The organism is Arthrobacter koreensis, from assembly GCF_035792275.1.
GTDB lineage: Bacteria > Actinomycetota > Actinomycetes > Actinomycetales > Micrococcaceae > Arthrobacter_B > Arthrobacter_B koreensis_A.
This window is the reverse complement of sequence record NZ_JAMWKK010000017.1, coordinates 14640-30620: the sequence shown is the minus strand read 5'-3', so window position 1 is coordinate 30620 and position 15981 is coordinate 14640. Positions and strand designations below refer to the sequence as shown.

The 15981-nt window shown below is 65.4% G+C and carries 17 protein-coding genes; 9 read left to right on the top strand and 8 right to left on the bottom strand.

Going from position 1 to position 15981, the window contains the following annotated elements; all coding sequences use genetic code 11:
- The first annotated feature begins 175 nt into the window (after positions 1-175).
- From trmB to NGB94_RS15240, 3 genes are read left to right on the top strand one after another with little or no spacing between them, the layout of a single operon-like run.
- Positions 176-1030 carry a tRNA (guanosine(46)-N7)-methyltransferase TrmB gene (gene trmB, locus NGB94_RS15250; RefSeq protein WP_325791544.1) on the top strand — a complete coding sequence of 285 codons (855 nt, stop codon included), beginning with the start codon at positions 176-178 and terminating at the stop codon, positions 1028-1030.
- Positions 1031-1037: 7 nt separating this feature from the next.
- Positions 1038-1412, top strand: coding sequence for a hypothetical protein (locus NGB94_RS15245; protein ID WP_325791543.1), 375 nt, complete (start codon positions 1038-1040; stop codon positions 1410-1412).
- Positions 1409-1756 (top strand): hypothetical protein, encoded by a 348-nt coding sequence (locus NGB94_RS15240; protein WP_325791541.1) that lies wholly within the window; start codon positions 1409-1411, stop codon positions 1754-1756. The genes NGB94_RS15245 and NGB94_RS15240 overlap by 4 nt, the downstream gene beginning before the upstream one ends.
- Before the next feature lie 14 nt (positions 1757-1770).
- Here the strand turns inward: NGB94_RS15240 and NGB94_RS15235 are convergent, their stop codons facing one another.
- Genes NGB94_RS15235 through NGB94_RS15210 form a run of 6 tightly spaced genes read right to left on the bottom strand, consistent with a single transcriptional unit; the run spans position 1771 to position 8859 of the window.
- Positions 1771-2226 (bottom strand): DUF3237 family protein, encoded by a 456-nt coding sequence (locus NGB94_RS15235; protein ID WP_325791540.1) that lies wholly within the window; start codon positions 2224-2226, stop codon positions 1771-1773.
- On the bottom strand, positions 2223-3656 hold the full coding sequence (locus tag NGB94_RS15230) for an amidase (RefSeq protein ID WP_325791539.1): 1434 nt from the start codon (positions 3654-3656) through the stop codon (positions 2223-2225). The genes NGB94_RS15235 and NGB94_RS15230 overlap by 4 nt, the downstream gene beginning before the upstream one ends.
- Positions 3653-5350 (bottom strand): ABC transporter ATP-binding protein, encoded by a 1698-nt coding sequence (nikE, locus tag NGB94_RS15225; RefSeq protein WP_325791538.1) that lies wholly within the window; start codon positions 5348-5350, stop codon positions 3653-3655. The genes NGB94_RS15230 and nikE overlap by 4 nt, the downstream gene beginning before the upstream one ends.
- Entirely contained in the window at positions 5347-6210 is an 864-nt protein-coding gene (locus NGB94_RS15220) for an ABC transporter permease (RefSeq protein WP_325791537.1), read from the bottom strand. Before NGB94_RS15220 ends, nikE begins: the two co-directional genes overlap by 4 nt.
- Positions 6207-7166, bottom strand: coding sequence for an ABC transporter permease (locus tag NGB94_RS15215; protein WP_325791536.1), 960 nt, complete (start codon positions 7164-7166; stop codon positions 6207-6209). The genes NGB94_RS15220 and NGB94_RS15215 overlap by 4 nt, the downstream gene beginning before the upstream one ends.
- 34 nt (positions 7167-7200) lie before the next feature.
- Entirely contained in the window at positions 7201-8859 is a 1659-nt protein-coding gene (locus tag NGB94_RS15210) for an ABC transporter substrate-binding protein (RefSeq protein ID WP_325791535.1), read from the bottom strand.
- Between the two features lie 123 nt (positions 8860-8982).
- On the opposite strand from NGB94_RS15210, the gene NGB94_RS15205 reads away from it, so the two are divergent.
- Positions 8983-9597, top strand: a complete 615-nt coding sequence (locus NGB94_RS15205; protein ID WP_325791534.1) for a TetR family transcriptional regulator C-terminal domain-containing protein — start codon at positions 8983-8985, stop codon at positions 9595-9597.
- 94 nt (positions 9598-9691) lie between these two features.
- Here NGB94_RS15205 and NGB94_RS15200 read toward each other — a convergent pair whose 3' ends face one another.
- A complete protein-coding gene (locus tag NGB94_RS15200) occupies positions 9692-10153 on the bottom strand; it encodes a DUF3237 domain-containing protein (RefSeq protein ID WP_325791533.1) in 462 nt (153 codons plus the stop codon).
- Positions 10150-11799, bottom strand: coding sequence for a CocE/NonD family hydrolase (locus NGB94_RS15195; protein ID WP_325791532.1), 1650 nt, complete (start codon positions 11797-11799; stop codon positions 10150-10152). The genes NGB94_RS15200 and NGB94_RS15195 overlap by 4 nt, the downstream gene beginning before the upstream one ends.
- Positions 11800-11911: 112 nt before the next feature.
- On the opposite strand from NGB94_RS15195, the gene NGB94_RS15190 reads away from it, so the two are divergent.
- From NGB94_RS15190 to NGB94_RS15170, 5 genes are all read left to right on the top strand, one after another.
- A complete protein-coding gene (locus NGB94_RS15190; protein ID WP_325791531.1) occupies positions 11912-12538 on the top strand; it encodes a TetR/AcrR family transcriptional regulator in 627 nt (208 codons plus the stop codon).
- Between the two features lie 673 nt (positions 12539-13211).
- Entirely contained in the window at positions 13212-13862 is a 651-nt protein-coding gene (locus tag NGB94_RS15185) for a hypothetical protein (RefSeq protein WP_325791530.1), read from the top strand.
- Positions 13855-14151 carry a transcriptional regulator gene (locus NGB94_RS15180; protein ID WP_325791529.1) on the top strand — a complete coding sequence of 99 codons (297 nt, stop codon included), beginning with the start codon at positions 13855-13857 and terminating at the stop codon, positions 14149-14151. The genes NGB94_RS15185 and NGB94_RS15180 overlap by 8 nt, the downstream gene beginning before the upstream one ends.
- 34 nt (positions 14152-14185) lie before the next feature.
- Positions 14186-15142 (top strand): ABC transporter ATP-binding protein, encoded by a 957-nt coding sequence (locus NGB94_RS15175; protein ID WP_325791528.1) that lies wholly within the window; start codon positions 14186-14188, stop codon positions 15140-15142.
- Positions 15139-15960 (top strand): ABC transporter permease, encoded by an 822-nt coding sequence (locus tag NGB94_RS15170; protein ID WP_325791527.1) that lies wholly within the window; start codon positions 15139-15141, stop codon positions 15958-15960. The genes NGB94_RS15175 and NGB94_RS15170 overlap by 4 nt, the downstream gene beginning before the upstream one ends.
- The last annotated feature ends 21 nt before the right edge of the window (positions 15961-15981 follow it).

The window sequence follows — 15981 nt, the reverse complement described above, 5'->3', positions numbered from 1 at the left end:
GGGCGGGACAAAAGAAAGCGTTCATCGACGCAGGTTGCGCTGCTTACACACGCGGCTTTTAGGCGCGGCAGTCGCAACAACTTGCCCCAGTTTACCGGATCAGCGCCAGTAACCTAATTAGGGGGGCTTAGGACAGACACAGCCCGGTGTCCGCACACGGTTAGCATTAACAGTGATGACTACTGACCCAGCCCCGCCCGTTTCCGACGCCGCCGACGGGTCCGAGAGCCCTGATGCCGTGCATTTCCGGGCCCCGGTGTCCTTTGTCCGCAGGGGCTCGCGCCTGCAGGGACGGCGCCAGCAGGCCTGGGATGAGCTCTCGGATGTCTTCGTCATCGACGTTCCGCGTGTGCATTCGGACACCTCCGTGGACCCGGACTACGTGTTCGATGCCGAAGCCGCCTTTGGCCGCAAGGCTCCCCTCGTCGTCGAAATCGGTTCCGGCCTGGGCGAAGCCATTACGCATGCCGCAGAACAGAACCCGGACAAGAACTTCCTGGCCGTGGAGGTCTACCTGCCCGGCCTGGCGCAGACACTGCAGCGCATCGGCCAGAAGAACCTCACCAACGTGCGGGTGGTCCAGGCCAATGCTCCGGAGGTCCTCTCAACCATGCTGCCCGCCGGGTCCGTGGACGAGCTGTGGGTCTTTTTCCCGGACCCCTGGCACAAGACCCGGCACCACAAGCGCCGTATGGTCAAGGACTCCTTCGCAGAGCTCGCCGCCCGCGCACTGGTCCTGGGCGGCCTGTGGCGGCTCGCCACCGACTGGTCCGACTACGCGGTCCAGATGCGCGAGGTCCTCGACGCATCGCCGCACTTCGAGAACCTGCACCCGGGCGAGCGTGCCGGCACGGACGGCCCGCTGACCCAGGTTTACGCCCGCGGCCTGGAAGGCAAGGAAGCTACCAACGACGTCGATACCCGCGGCGGCTGGGCACCGCGCTTCGAGGGCCGCATCCTGACCAGCTTCGAGAACAAGGCCCACCAGGCCAACCGGCTTATCTTCGACCTCACCTACCGCAAGGCCTGAAATTTCCATGACTGAACCAAACGATGCACGCGTTGGCCTCTACATCGACTTCGACAACATCGTCATCTCGCGTTATCAGCAGCTGCACGGCCGCAACGCGTTCCAGCGTGACGGAATCCGTGATTTCGACCGGTCAAGCCGCGACGCCGACCCGGAGATCAGCGCCAAGCTGACCGCAGCGACCGTTGATTTCAACGCCATCATCGACTTCGCCGCTTCCTTCGGCACGCTGGTCGTCAACCGTGCCTACGCGGACTGGTCAGTGCCCGTCAACGCGAGTTACCAGCGCCAGCTGATGTCCCGGGCGGTGGACCTCACCCAGCTGTTCACCACCACCAACACGGGGCACCAAGAACGGTGCGGACATCCGGCTGGCCGTTGACGTCGTCGAGGACCTCGGGCCGTTTTGTGGTGGGCATCGGCGTTGCCGGTTCCACCAGCACCTCGCTCGCAGCGGCGTGCGACGAGTTCGAGGACTACGACTCGCTGCCCGGCATTGACAGGGCCACTGCAGCAGCGGCGGCCGAGCGGCCTTCCCCGAGTGGCTCAACACGGGCACGATCAAGAACCAGATGCGCCGGATGGACCCTTCCTTCAACGGAGAAGCCGCTCGGTTTCCGGTCCTTCACCGATTTCCTTGCCTCGCACGCCGATCTGGTCGAACTTCAGGAGGACGGCCCGCACCGGCTGATCCGCCTCCGCCCGGAGGCTGACCCCCAGGGCTGATCGCGCGGTGGAAGTCAGTGCAGGCGGAAGACGCGGATGCACACGGTGTCCGGTTCTGAGCGGGCGTATCCCACAAACTGCGCTTCGGTGAGCCAGCGGTGTGCCTCGGCACCGGTCTGGAACACGAATGCCGTCCGGTAATACAACTCTGCCTCGCTGACTTCCTCCCCCGCATTCAGGCGTTGCTCCACCGAATCCTGCGCGTGCCAGTAGCCGCGGTTGACCACGTCGATGGCGGCGCCGTCGTCGGCTTCGATGAGATAACGTGCGTCGAGCTGCGTCGTCGCGCCGCGCGTCACCCACCAATCGGCGCCTACTGGCAGCACCCGCCCGTTCAGCCGCGGGCCCGAGACTGTGCCGCCGACGATCGGTGTGACGTTGAGATCCGGCGTGCCCCCGACCCGGAGGGGATCAGACACCCTGACCTTCAGCTCGAAGGCAAACTCGAGCCCGGGCTCGAACGCGCTCATGCGACCACAGTCTTCGTGCTGACGTCGACCGGTGTCAGCGTCCCGAGGGCTGCCTCGACGTCACGCGCCGCGGCCAGGGCGATGTGCTCACCGTTCCGCCGGCCGATGAGCTGAACACCTGTCGGCAGGCTGTCCTCGTCAAGGCCCGTCGGCACGGCGACCGAGGGAAGCCCCAGGAAATTGACCGTGACGAGCAGACGGTGTGCCCGCCACAGCTCAGTCGTGGCTTCGGGCCCTGATAGGTCGAAACCGATCTCCGGCATCCGCCGGGCCGAAACGGGACCAAGGATGACCGGGTACTCGGACTGGAACCGTTCCCAAGCGGCAGCGATGACCGCACGCTGCGCCCATGCTCCTCCGTACGTCTGGCCGGTCTCGAGAATTTCGGTCTCCTTGGCATTGTCGAGGAAGTACTGCGTCGACCCCTGCGACAGCGGCATCGGCAAGGCCCCGGGCAGGAACGCACCCACCATCTCGGTCGTCGAGATCTTGCGCCACAGGGTGGCCGCCTCGTCGATGAGGGGCGGCTCAGCCTCGATGATCTCCCAACCCGCGGCACTCAGCGCGTCTGCAGCGCGGTCGACGGCCGCGGACACCTGCGGGTCGACACCCCACCCAAGTGGGTCGCGTACGACGGCCGCCCGGCGGGCTCCGTCGTACGAAGAAGGATGCGGGATCGTCACCGCCGCAGGGTCACTTCCATCGGCGCCGTGCATCAGCCCGAAGGCCGTGTCCAGGTCATCGACGCGGCGGGCAATCGGCCCGTTGACGGCGAAGAACTGCAGTGACAACGGGACCGGTTCGAGCACGTCGACCGACGGCGCGGGGATGCGTCCGGCCGACGGGCGCAGGGCGCACACTCCCGCGGCATACGCGGGGAGTCGCAGCGACCCCCCATAGTCGTTGCCCAAGCCCAGGGGTGTCATCCCGGTTGCGACAGCGACGGCATCTCCGCCGCTGGATCCGCCCGGTACCCGCTGCGGGTCCCACGGGTTGATCGTCCGTCCGAACAGGTCATTGTCGGTGTCCCAGCGCAGACCCCAGTCGGGCATATTGCCGCGCGCCACGGGGATCGCTCCGGCCTCGAGCAGACGGCGGACCATCGTGGCGTCCTTGGTGGCCGCAGCTTCGGCGAGGAAGGCCCAGCCGCTCGTCGTCGCCGACCAGGTGATGTCGATGTTCTCCTTGACGGTGAACGGGACGCCCGCGAGCGGGCCGGCGTCTTCGCCGGCGGCCAGGCGGCGATCCACTTCCTCAGCGAGGGCACGGGCGCGGTCGTGGAAGACGACCGTGAGCGCGTTGACGAGCGGATTGATCTCGTCGATGCGGGCAAGATGGGCGTCGATGACGGCGCGTGCTGTCACTGCGCGGGTGCGGACAGCCTCGGCGAGTTCGGATAGTGACAGCTGCCACAGGGGACGATTGGTCATTTCTTACCTCCAGGATGGACGATGAGCGTGGTCGAAGCGACCTCGGTCGGCGGGACGGATCCGGGTGTGGGGAGACGTCGGCGTGGCACCCACCCATCCCGTGGAATGGAGTCGAGCAGCATGCGTGTGTAGTCGGCGCGGGGATCGTCGAGCACCTCGGCGATGGGCCCCTGCTCGACGATGCGGCCCGTGCGCATCACCACGACGTAATCACACAGACGGCGGACGGTGGTGAGGTCGTGCGAGATCATAAGCAGGGCGACACCCGTGTCTCGGCGGATGCCGTCGAGCAGCGTCAGGATCTCGATCTGGGTAGTCACGTCCAGGGCTGACACGGCTTCGTCGAGCACCAGGATTTCGGGGTCGGCCGCAAGGGCCCGGGCGATCGCGACGCGCTGCCGCTGCCCGCCTGATAACGACCGCGGCCGCTGATCTGCGAGCGAGAGGTCGAGTGTGACGGCCAGCATGAGTTCGTCGACGCGCGCAGCGAGCTCGACACGTGTCGCCTTCGTCCGATGCACAGCGACAGCCTCCGACAGGCACTGCCGCACCGTCTGGCGGCGGTCAAGGGACTGGTAGGGGTCCTGGAACACCATCTGCGCGATCCGGGCGCGTCTGCGGCGGCCCGACGTGCCGCGTGCGGCCTTGATCCAGTCCTCGTCCTTAACGGTGACAGTGCCGGCATCCGCCGTCTCGAGGCCACAGATGATGCGGGCCATCGTCGACTTACCCGACCCCGATTCACCGACGATGCCGAGCGATCCGCCCGGTGCCAAGGTGAAGGCCACATCGTCGACGGCAACAAACTCCTCGCGCCCGCCCCCGCGTCCCGAGCGCACCTCGAACACCTTGCGCAGCCCCTCGACGACCAGCACAGGCCTGCCCTGCTCGCCGGAACCGGCGACGAGATCGCCGGGCAGGGACGCGGAGAGCAGCCGCTTTGTGTATGGGTCGGTCCCGTCCTGCCGCATCGTGGCGGCCCGGAGCGTCTCGATTGTCCGGCCCTGCTGCATCACCGCGACGCGGTCGCACACGGCACCGGCCAGGGCGAGATCATGCGTGATGAACAGCATCGCTAGGTTACGGTGTTTGCGCAGGTCGGCAATGACCGCCATAACCTCTTCCTGCGTTGTTACGTCGAGGGCCGTCGTAATCTCATCGGCGAGGAGGATGGGCGGATCCATCGCAAGGGTCGCCGCGATCATGACCCGCTGCAGCAAGCCGCCGGAGAGCTCGCCGGGGCGCTGGCGCATGCGGCGGGCCGGATCGGGGATTCCGACCTCGGCAAGCAGTTCGACGGCGCGGCGCTCCGCGGCATCGTGTTTCTGCCCGGCCACGGCGATGAGCGCCTCGGTCATGAAGTCGCCGATCGTGCGCAGTGGATTCAGGTGAGCACGCGGTGTCTGGAACACCATGCCGATTCGACGGGCGCGCACGTCGCGCAGCTGCTTGGGGCCAAGCACCGAGATGTCCTCGCCGTCAACCCGGATGCTCCCGCCGACCGTGAAACCGTCGGGGAGCAGGCCGGCGACGGCGCGAGCCGACAGTGTCTTGCCCGAACCCGACTCGCCCACGAGTCCAAGGGCTTCGCCGGCCCGCACATGCAGCGTGCAGTCGTGCACGAGTGTGTGGGGTCCGTTGATGCCGGGAGCGGCAATTGAGATGTGGTCGAGCTCGAGGACGACATTGGTCATCGGTCCACTCCTTCTGCCCAGTCTGTGACGCGGGCGCCGAGAATGTTTACGGAGAGCACAGTGAGCACGACCATCAGCGCGGGGAACATCGACTGCTCGGGTGCGCCGGTCAGAAGTGCCGGCTGGCCGCCGGAGATCATGACACCCCAGTCGGATGCCGGCGGCGCAGCACCCAAACCGAGGTAGGAGATCGCGGCCAAGTCGAGCATCGCGTAGCCGAACCCGATGGTGGACTGGGCGATGATCACGGGCAGCAGCGCCGGGATGAGGTGCTTGAAGCAGATCGCGAACGAGCTCACCCCCTGGATGGTTAGTGCTGCCATATATGGTTTACCGAGCTCCGAGCGGGCACCGGCGCGGACGAGGCGCGAGAGAATCGGCAGATAGGCGATCGACAGCGCGATGACGGGGGCGATAAGGCCTTTGCCGAACATGGAGATTGCGAGGACGGCGAGGACGAGGCCGGGGATCGCGAAGATCACCTCGATGGTGCGCGTGCTCACGCGGTCCACCCAGCCGCCAAACCAGGCTGAGAGGATCCCGATGACCGAGCCAAACACAGTGGAAAGAACCACAACGATGATCGGTGCGACAACGCTCGGTCCTGCCCCGGCGAGGATGCGCGAGAAAATATCGCGCCCCAGATCGTCGGTTCCCATCAGATGCGGCAGGCCGGCAGCCCCTGAAATGGGCCCGACGTACAGCTGATTCGGGTCGAAGGGGGCCAGCAGCGGCCCGAAAACAGCGATCGCTGCGACCGCGGTCATTACTACAACGGCGCCGATAAACAGTGGGCCGTGTTTGGCCGCCCGGCGCACGTTACCGGGGATGCGGCCGCCGGCAAGCTGAGCGACACTCATGCGTTCCTCCTGGATTTGGCCGAGTCTGGATCGATCACGGCTATAACGACGTCGACAATGACATTGAGTACGACGAACAGGGCCACCAGCAGCAGCGAGAGAGTCTGCACGACCGGCAGGTCCTTGCGTGCGGCAGCCTCGGTGAGCAGCGAACCGATGCCACCGAGCCCGAACGCCTGCTCGGCGATGGCCGCGACCGCAAAAAGACCTGCGACCGTTGCCCCGGAAACCGAGAGAATCGTCGGCGACGCATTAAGGAACACATGCTTGCGGAAGATCTGACCCCGTGGGATACCACGCACGACAGCCGTGCCGACGTGCTCAGCGTGCTGCTGCGCGACGATTGCTCCGCGGGTGATGCGGCTCATGTAGGCGATGTAGAGCACCGCCAGGGAGATTGCGGGGAGAGTCAGGTGGTACAGATTGTCGAAAAACCCTTGGCCGGCGCCATACACCGGGAACCAGCCCAGCACGCGGCCAAAGACCCAGATCAGCACGATCGCGACGACGAAGGTTGGCATCGAGACTCCGATCGAGGTGGCGACAAGCACCCCCCGATCGGTCGCGCCGCCCTTTTGCGCGGCCAAAATGCCTGAACCGATACCGAAGACGATGATCAGCACGACTGTGTAGACCACGAGCAGGAATGTGATCCCAAAGCGCGGCGCGATGAGGTCGATGACCGGCGTCTTGTAGACGAATGACGTGCCGAAATCGCCCGTGAGGACATTCTGGATCCAGTGCAGGTACTGGATCCAGACCGGCTGGTCCAGATGGTACTGCGCACGGATCGCGTCGATCATCTCCGGCGTCGGCCGCACGCCCCCGGCGAGGGCGACGACCGGATCGCCGGGGGTGAGCAGCATCGCGGAGAAGATCACGACGCTGGACAGGAAGAGAGTCAGGAGCAGCCCTCCGAACCTGCTCAGCAGCTGCCGGGCAGCGTGTATGTTCATTCGTCCCGCCTGTTTCTGTTCAGCTCCACGTCGATCATTCGCCACCGAGGTGCAGAGCCCAGGGGCTCGCGTACGCGGCCACAGAGGTCACAGCGCCGGTGAGGCGGTTGTTGAGGAACGTCGTGTGGAATGCTCCTGCGAGAGTCACCTGCAGCATGTCGGGCGCGAATCCCTCCTGGGCGGCGGTGTACGCCTCGGCCGCACCAAACGGGTCCGGCGTCGTGCGGGCAGCCTGAAGCGCACCTGTCACCTCGTGGTTCGCGTAACCGGTCCAGTTGAAGATCCCGCCGAGGTCCGGGCTCAGGAGGAACAGCTGGGGGTAGGCGAGCACGCCCGGAGTCTCGGTGTAGCCAGTCGTCGCGACGAAGTCGATGTTTTCGCGCGGGCCGGGATCCGGGAGGAAGATGGCCGCGAAGTCCGCTGCTTGGCGTTCGTCGATCTCCACTGTGAGGCCGATCTGCTGGGCGGCGTTCTGGATAATCGCCGCCGTCTGCGAAAACTCCTTGTTGCCTGCGGGGATCGCAAGCCGCAGCGGCACCGCTGTGTCCTCCCCCGATTCCTGGACGAGCTTCTTCGCGGCGTCGAGGTCGGTTTCGGGCTGTTCGAGCGCATCGTAACCAGCCTGGTAGGCATCGGCTGCGGGCGAGCCCGACCATGAGAAGGGTGCAACAAACGTGCTCTGGGGTTGGCCGAGACCGTTCAAGACCGTTGAGATGTACTGCTCGCGGTCAATCGCGAGGCTCAGCGCCTGACGAATCTTCGGATTCGCGCCCGCACCGGTGTCCCGAGTCGGTCCGAAGGAGAAGGACGCTGTCGAGGGCCCGACTACGAGCCGCCCCTGGTCCGAGGATTGAAACGCATCCCTGCTGCCGGGCGCCACGTTGAAGGCTCCGTCGACGTCGCCTTCCAGCAGGGCATTGGTGAGCGTCGTCCCGTCGGGAATGAACTTGAAGGTCAGCTTCTGCACAAGCGGCGCACCATCCCAGTAGTCCGCGTTGGCAACCGTCACGATCTCGCTTCCGGGCGTCCAGCTCTCGAGCTTGTACGGCCCTGCGCACAGCAAATCCCCACCCGATGTTCCCAGTGCCGGTCCCTGCTCCTCACTGACAGTCTTGCTGAGCACGGCACCAGCCCCGCCCGACAACGCGTCCCGGAAGGTCGAGTCCGGAGCAGCGAAGTGGATCGTCACCTGGTTGTCGCCCGTGATCTCAATGCCGCCTTCGGGTGCCACCAGCACGAACGCACCGAAGAACGCGGACGTGACATCCAAGTGGTGGCGCTCAAGGCTGTAGACGACGTCGCCGGGTGTGACGGGCGATCCGTCCCAGAAGGTGACGCCCGGGCGGATGTCGATGACGAACGTCACCGGGTCAACCCAGTCTGCGCTCTCGGCAATACCCGCATCGATGGTGAAGTCGGGCTGTACGCGCAGCAGGCTGTCACACAGGTTGGGCTGAATGAAGTTGTAGTCGGCGCCCGGAACCAGAGAGCGGGGCTCACCTTCCACGAGCCCCCAGGTGACGTCGTCGACGGCGGTTTTTCCCGCAGCCAGCGATGCTACGAGCGACTCCGGGTCAATGGTCGCTGCGGCTGACTGCTCGGGAGTGCGGGAGGTGCATCCCGTCAGCAGAAGTAGTGCGACGACGCCGGTTGAGAGCGCTTTCACGGTGGCGCGGTGGCCGGAGTTTTTCATGGCGGTTCCTTTCACAGGTTCGCGCACCGGCAGATCACCAGTGACGTAGGTCTCATTTGGATAATACAACAGTGTTGTACATCAAGGTTGCATGCAGATCACAATGAAATTAAGGTTGGGGACATGCCCCGAGAGGTAAACACTGAGAAGCGGCTTGCCGACATTGCAGCCGCGACGGTCCGCGTCGCACGGACGGCGGGAGCACAATCGGTCACGATCCGCTCCGTTGCAAGGGAATTGGGCGGCTCGACGACGCTCGTGACGAACTACCTGCCTTCACGGGCGGCGCTCATCATGAATGCCCTCGACCAGGGGCGGGACCGCTGGCTTGAAGAGCGCCGCGCGGTGGTCGCGGCTAGCCCTCCTGGCGAACGTCTGGCCGCGCTCATCGACTGGTCGTTGAGCGCCACCAGCGACGACTCCGTGCTGCGCACTCTCATCCTTGAGATAGTCGCCAACGCGCGCGTCGAGCCTGAGATGCGCGAATCGCTGCACCGCGAGTCGGTCGAGTTCCAGCAAATCCTCGAAAGCACGGCGAGCGAGTCCGGCTTCGCCGACGCGCGTCACGTCGCCGAGCTTCTCTACATCATCGTGCGGGGCGCATATATCGCGACGGTCGAGGACCCTGAGCACTGGAACGAGGACCGTGTGCGCGGCGTCGTCCACTCCACAATCTCGACGCTCCCCCGCCGTCACGACGCCACTCAGATAGCGTCTCCGGTGCCCTCCGCCGAATAGCAGTTCGCCGGCGCTGACCGGAGGCGAAGGATCCCCGCCAGGCCGGAAGGCCCGGCTTCCTGCATGGATTGTCCGAAACATCCTCGTGCTCCCGTCAGCGCACCACGTAGACGCGGACACAGACCTGACTGTCCTCGTCGCGTGCCAACCCGATGAACTGGTGCTCGGCAAGCCAGCGGTGTGGTTCAGCGTCCGTCTGGAAGACCGGAGCCGTGCGGAAGTAGTACTCATCCTCGGGAACGGTCTCCCCCGCTTCGACCCGGGCAATAACCTCGGCTGATGCGCGGTAGTAACCGCGGTTAAGGATGTCGATGACGGTGCCGTCATCGGCTTTGAGCAGGTAGCGGGCTTCCAGCTGGGCAGTGCCGCTGCGCTCAACGGCCCAGTCGCCGCCGCCGGCAAGCACAGCTCCGTTAAGCAGCGGGCCCGCGACGCTTCCGCCCGTCACGGGCGTGAACGAAAGTTCCTCATCGGCACTGCGCCCGATGCGCCAATAATGCGCGGTGTCCACTCGAATCTCGAAAGCAAACTCGAGGATGGGTTCGGGCCGGGTCATGATTCCTCCAGCACACTCAGGGTGAACGTGAAGGGCTCATCCCCGCCGAGCGTGAGCGACTGGCGGTTCTTGCGGAAATCAACCGCCGACCATGGGTGCTCGCCCGTGCCTGGTTGCGGAATGAACTCCGGGAAGTCGCTGCTCGAGACGTGCACGCGCAGTCGATGACCCGGTGCGAGGCGATAGCTCACCTGGCCGAGGTCAACCTCGACGACGGTCGGCTGCGAGGCGTCGGCGAGCTGCACCTGGCCACGGGCGATGCGAAGCGCCGTGCCGTCGGGGGCAACGTCGAGCAGACGAACGAAGAAATCCATGACAGGACCATCGGTTTGGATGCGGGCGCGCGCTGTAACAGGGCCGACGAGGTCCACAGCATGCTCGACGGCGTCGCCGGTGAACACGAGTACGTCGCCGCGGTCACCGATCGGCGCCTCGTTGGGCTGATCCAGGAGGAACGCGAAGGCATTGTCCACGCTCGACGGGACGAGGTCGGCGGGATCGTGCACCCATTCGGCCGTCGAGCCCGCGGTGTCCGGAGCCATCGCCAGAAAACCGTCAGAGGTGGCGAACAGGGTGCGCTCGACGGCGCCCGGCGGTGGCCAGGAGGCGGACGTGCGCACCTCCTCGGTTCCAGCCAGGGCCCATGTGACGCGTGGGAAGCCGGACGCTGAACCTTTGCCGCGGACAAAGATCTCAAAGAACTCAAGGGCCGCGTCGAGCATGCGCGGAAGTTCGCCGCGCAGCTGCTCCTCCGAGCGCTCCGCCACGCGTGCGTCAGCCGGGTCCCCCAGATAAAAGGACTCGTGATCCATCGCCTCGATGCGCAGGAAGTGGTTCATTGCCCACGCCGGACGCTTTTCAATCTCGGCAACGTCGGCCCAGGACAGTGGGGCGCAGTTGTCCCACAGGCCGATCGTCTGCAGAACCGGAACAGGGCGGGCGTCGAACGGGCTTCCTGCCGGGAACCGGCGCAGGTGCACCGGGCGGGGGAACCACTGATCGTAGGAGATCGACCGCGAGCCGATCTCAGTGAGCACTTCCTCGACCTGGGCACTGAATGGGCGGCGGTCAAGATCGAGCTCCCAGAAGTAGGCGTCCTGCGAGTGGAAGTAGGAGAGTGGGTAAAGGTAGGTGACCCCCCACTCGACACTGCGTGTGATGTCGTTGGACCGACGCTCAACGGGCTCACCCAGCTGGGTGCCTGTGACGCGCGGCGCGATCGCCTTGAGAGCTGGGTGCTGCGTTGATACGGCCGCCCACTGCGTATACCCGTAGTAGCTGTCGCCCCACATCGCGACGCGGCCGTTCGACCAGCGCTGACGGGTGATCCACTCGATCGTGTCGTATCCGTCGTAGGCCTCATTGACGAACAGCAGTGTCTCACCCTCGGAGCGGAATTTACCCCGCACATCCTGGGCGACCACGCGGTAGCCGCGGGTCATGAAGTACTCGGCGACCAGCGGGATAAAGGTGTACGTTCCGCTCTTGTCATAGGGGAGCCTGATGAGGATCGTGTCGCCGGGATCGGCGTCGCCGTTCGGCAGATACACATCGGTGGCCAGCCGCACTCCGTCCCGCATGGGCACGAATTCCTCTTCGGCCAGGGGGCTTGCCGGGGCCGGCCCGACACTCACAACCTTGTTCATCAGCGTCCTCTCGCATGGTGCGTTGAATGCACGATAGAGTCTCTGATAGTTTCTAGTCAATAGCGACTAAAAAAGAATTCCCAAGTCATCTCATCCATTGAAGGAGCTCCACATGGGACGCCCCTCTGTCTCCGCCGAGCGCCGCCGCCAGGTCCTCGAGGCGGCGATCCGCAGCCTCGCCGCGAACGGCCTGGCCGGCACCTCGCTGGACCGGATCGCCGAGGAAGCCGGCATGGCACGCGGCCATATCCGGCATTTCGCGGGAAACCGCGACGACATACTCACTGCGGCGGCCGTGCTGTTCTACTTCGGCGAGGTGCCGGATTTAGACACCAATGGACCAGTAATTTCGAACGCAGCATCATTCCTGCCGGAGAAGGCGGGCACCATCGCGGAAGCATTGGATTACCTGTTCGGGGATTTTGCGGAGCCCGACGCCGAGAACACTGTCGCGCTTGCCCTGGTCGACGCGGCGCGCACCAACCCGCGGATCCATGCGATCGTACTTCGGGCGTACACCGGTTCGCAGAACGAGCTGGCCGCGCTGCTGGCTCAGGCCTGCCCCGAAGCTGCGCCCGCCGCCTGCAGAAACGTCGCCTACGGCATTCTCACAATCGCCCTCGGCAACGTCTTCATGGCGGACATCGAGGTGTCCTCGCAGCGCACCGCTGTGGCACGCCAGAGCGCCGAGCTGCTTGTTGCAACGCTTTCAGAAACGCTTAGTCCCCGGGCGGGCTGACCCCCGTTGGGATTGGAAGCTCAAGCTGGATGGAACGCTACCCGGCCAATGTTCGCTCCGAAAAGCAGCCCGGCCCCTACCACCAGGGGGCAGCCCCTCCCCGGGATGAAGGCGCCAATGAGCCATCGCCCCGAAAGGATCCGGCGGCGGGGGCGGACCTCAGCACAGACGACGCACAGTGCAGGAGGCGCTCAATCGCACGCTAAGCACTGTGCAGACGGGGATCCAGCTCAGGCGGGCACTGACCTTTGCGTGGAGCTGGTCGGATGGGTGACCGTCGCAGGACCGACGGGGCGGGATCAAATATCGGCGACACGCGTTCCCACTCTAAGTTCACTTCTGAGACTGAAGTGACCCCACCCGCCACAGGAGGCTACATAGAGTGGGAACCCGTGTCTCGTGCACCCCTGGAACCGGAATGCCCCGCACAGTTTCCCACCCCAAATCCAGCCAACCCGGCCAACCCCGAAAGAAACATTCCCCCAACCTCTTCCCACAAAGCAGTTTGTGGTGAAAACTACTTTGTATGAATCAAGATCCCCTTCCGGACCGCGCATCCGCCGCTGCCAATCCGGAATCACCAGTCCACCCTGACCGGGCGGCACCCCGTGCCGGGGAAGCATTGGCAGAACCACCCCGGCATCCTAAAACGACGGCCCCGGCTGCCGGGTCCTTGGAACTTCCGACAGGGGAAGACCGGTCACTGAACCTGCACGAGGCGCTGGCAGTGGTGCAGGACGCGGAGCGCTCAGCCCGGCGGACCCTCACCGGAAACACGGCACTCGTCTACCTCCTGTGGGGCCTCACCTGGGTCATTGGCTACGGCTCGCTCTGGGGCAGCAAAACGGGGTGGCTCCCCTTGGAGCCCCAAACGGCCTTGGTCATCCTTGGCGCCGCCCTGGCCGCAGCCACCGTTTCCACAATCGTGATCTTCGCCCGGGGTTCCCGCGGCATCCGCGGGCAATCAAACTTCCAAGGCGGAATGTACGGCGCTGCCTGGGCGCTCGGCTTCACCGTCATGGGAGCGCTCAGCGGAACCCTTGGCAGGATTATCGACGACTTCTGGCTGCGCGGCATGCTCGTCAACTCCATTGCCGTACTGATCGTCGGCCTGCTCTACATCTCCGGCGGAAGCGCCTTCAATGACAAAGCGCAGTCCTTCCTGGGCATCTGGCTGCTGCTGGTCACCATTGCCGCCCTGGTCGCCGGACCGGACTGGTTCCTGGCGGTGTTCCTCTTCCTGGGCGCCACCGGGCTGCTGGCAGGTGCCGCCGTCGAGTACCTGCGCACGCGCCGGCAGCGGAACGGCTCTGCAAATGCCTGAGCTCGACCCGGTAATCCATGCCGAATCCCGCCTGCGGGTCCTCACCACGCTGAACGAAGTCGGTGAGAACAACCAGATCGCCTTCACCAAGCTCCAGAAGATGCTGGAGATGACTGCCGGCAACCTCTCCACCCATCTGCGGAAGCTCGAAACGGCGGGCTACATCGAGGTCACCAAAACCATCGAGGGCCGGAGCCCCGCAACCTACGTGGGCATTACTTCCGACGGGAAAGCCGCCTACGCCCGCTACCGCAAGAACCTCCACGATCTGCTCTCCGGCCTGGCCTAACGGCCGCAATCCCGATCCCTCAGGAGCCCGCGTCATGACCGTTTCTTCCCCTCCCCGCCAGGAAGTCCTGGCCGGCGCCTACGGGGTCCGTAAGAGCTATGGCCCCGTCACTGCCCTGGACGGTGTCGACTTCGCCGTCACCGCCGGTGAGACCGTGGGCCTGCTGGGGCCCAACGGTGCGGGCAAATCCACGCTGCTGAACCTGCTCAGCGGACTCCGCCAGCCGGATTCCGGCCGCGTCGAGCTCTTTGGCCGCGATCCGCGGAACCCGCACGCCCGCCAGCTGCTGGGCACCACACCGCAGGCGACGTCAGTGCCCGCCACCCTCCGGGTTCGGGAAACCGTGGACTTCGTCGGCTCCCATTACGCGGACCCCATACCCACGGCTGAACTGCTGGACGGATTCGGGCTCGGACCCGCGGCCGGCAAGCAGTGCGGCGGGCTTTCCGGCGGACAGCAGCGCCGCCTGCTGGTGGCACTGGCCCTGGTGGGACGGCCCCGGCTGGTCATCCTGGATGAACCGACCACCGGGCTGGACGTCGAAGCACGGGAAAACCTCTGGGAACGGCTGGCGGACTACCGTGCCGGCGGTGGAACCCTGCTCATCACCAGCCACTACCTGGACGAAATCCAGACCCTGGCCAGCCGCGTGGTCGTTCTCAACGGCGGGTCCGTGGCCGCTGACGGACAGGTGGATGAGATCCGCAGCCGGGTCAGCGTCAGCCGGGTGTCCTTCCACACCGCCCTTCCGGCGTCGTACTTCGAAGCCCTGCCGGACACAGTGTCGGTGACCCTGTCCCCTTCCGGTGCCACCACCATCCTCACGCACGACGCCGATGCCGCCGTCCGGACGCTGGTTCAGCAGGAAGTGGACTTCCGCGGGCTCGAGGTGCACGCGGCAAGCCTGGAAGAAGCGTTCATTTCCCTCACCCACTCCGGGGCAGTTCCGCCCCAGGGAACCAGCACCATGGACCGGAAGGCAGCCAGATGAGCAGCACCGCAGCGGTTCCACGCAGCAGCCACGTACCGGCAAACAAACCGCTCTTTACACTGATCCGGATCCACACCCGGGCGCAGGTCCTGGAACAGCTGCGGATTCCGGTGGCTGTACTGTCCTCAACGGTGTTCCCCACCCTGGCACTGGTCTTCTTCGTGCTGCCGCAGACGGCAGTGACGTCCGATCCGCAGGCCTCGCTGATGGCGATCGCCCAGCTGGCGGTTTTTGGGGTGATGAGCGCGTTCCTGTTCAACTACGGGATCGGCGTGGCAGAGGAGAGGGCCAATCCGTGGAGCAGCTATGTGCGCACACTGCCGGTGGGGGCGTTCCCGGCGACGGTGGCGCGGGCAGTAACTGCCATGATGTTCGCTTTCTTCGCGCTGGTCCCGGTCCTGGTGGTGGGTGCCGCCACCACGGCAGGGCTGCAGCTGTACACGGACGGAACCCTGCCCTGGTGGCGGATACCGGCGTCCGTTGTGGTGTGGCTGCTGTGCGGGCTGCCGTTCCTGTTCCTGGGACTGCTCATCGGCTACCTGTGCACGTCCAAGGTGGCGATCGCGGTCACGCAGGTGGTCTTCTTTCCGCTGGCCTTCGCCGGCGGGATGATGCTGCCGCCGGCCATCTTCTCCCCCGGCCTGAACACCTTTTCGCAGTTCCTGCCGTCCCGGGCAGCCCGCGACATTTCGGTGTCGGCCCTGTCCGGAGAGGCTCTGGCAGCGACGTCGGTTATTTGCTTCCTGGCCTGGACCGTCCTGCTCTGTGCGGGAGCTGTGTGGGCCAACCGGAGAGACCAGGGCCGCCGCTTCCGCTGATAAGCGCTAGTTGGCGCGGAA

Excerpts from the sequence above, each read along its gene's own strand:
- trmB (WP_325791544.1), top strand. The coding sequence starts at position 176 with ATGACTACTGACCCAGCCCCGCCCGTTTCCGACGCCGCCGACGGGTCC.
- NGB94_RS15245 (WP_325791543.1), top strand. The coding sequence starts at position 1,038 with ATGACTGAACCAAACGATGCACGCGTTGGCCTCTACATCGACTTCGAC.
- NGB94_RS15235 (WP_325791540.1), bottom strand. The coding sequence starts at position 2,226 with ATGAGCGCGTTCGAGCCCGGGCTCGAGTTTGCCTTCGAGCTGAAGGTC.
- NGB94_RS15230 (WP_325791539.1), bottom strand. The coding sequence starts at position 3,656 with ATGACCAATCGTCCCCTGTGGCAGCTGTCACTATCCGAACTCGCCGAG.
- nikE (WP_325791538.1), bottom strand. The coding sequence starts at position 5,350 with ATGACCAATGTCGTCCTCGAGCTCGACCACATCTCAATTGCCGCTCCC.
- NGB94_RS15220 (WP_325791537.1), bottom strand. The coding sequence starts at position 6,210 with ATGAGTGTCGCTCAGCTTGCCGGCGGCCGCATCCCCGGTAACGTGCGC.
- NGB94_RS15215 (WP_325791536.1), bottom strand. The coding sequence starts at position 7,166 with ATGAACATACACGCTGCCCGGCAGCTGCTGAGCAGGTTCGGAGGGCTG.
- NGB94_RS15210 (WP_325791535.1), bottom strand. The coding sequence starts at position 8,859 with ATGAAAAACTCCGGCCACCGCGCCACCGTGAAAGCGCTCTCAACCGGC.
- NGB94_RS15205 (WP_325791534.1), top strand. The coding sequence starts at position 8,983 with ATGCCCCGAGAGGTAAACACTGAGAAGCGGCTTGCCGACATTGCAGCC.
- NGB94_RS15200 (WP_325791533.1), bottom strand. The coding sequence starts at position 10,153 with ATGACCCGGCCCGAACCCATCCTCGAGTTTGCTTTCGAGATTCGAGTG.
- NGB94_RS15195 (WP_325791532.1), bottom strand. The coding sequence starts at position 11,799 with ATGAACAAGGTTGTGAGTGTCGGGCCGGCCCCGGCAAGCCCCCTGGCC.
- NGB94_RS15190 (WP_325791531.1), top strand. The coding sequence starts at position 11,912 with ATGGGACGCCCCTCTGTCTCCGCCGAGCGCCGCCGCCAGGTCCTCGAG.
- NGB94_RS15180 (WP_325791529.1), top strand. The coding sequence starts at position 13,855 with ATGCCTGAGCTCGACCCGGTAATCCATGCCGAATCCCGCCTGCGGGTC.
- NGB94_RS15175 (WP_325791528.1), top strand. The coding sequence starts at position 14,186 with ATGACCGTTTCTTCCCCTCCCCGCCAGGAAGTCCTGGCCGGCGCCTAC.
- NGB94_RS15170 (WP_325791527.1), top strand. The coding sequence starts at position 15,139 with ATGAGCAGCACCGCAGCGGTTCCACGCAGCAGCCACGTACCGGCAAAC.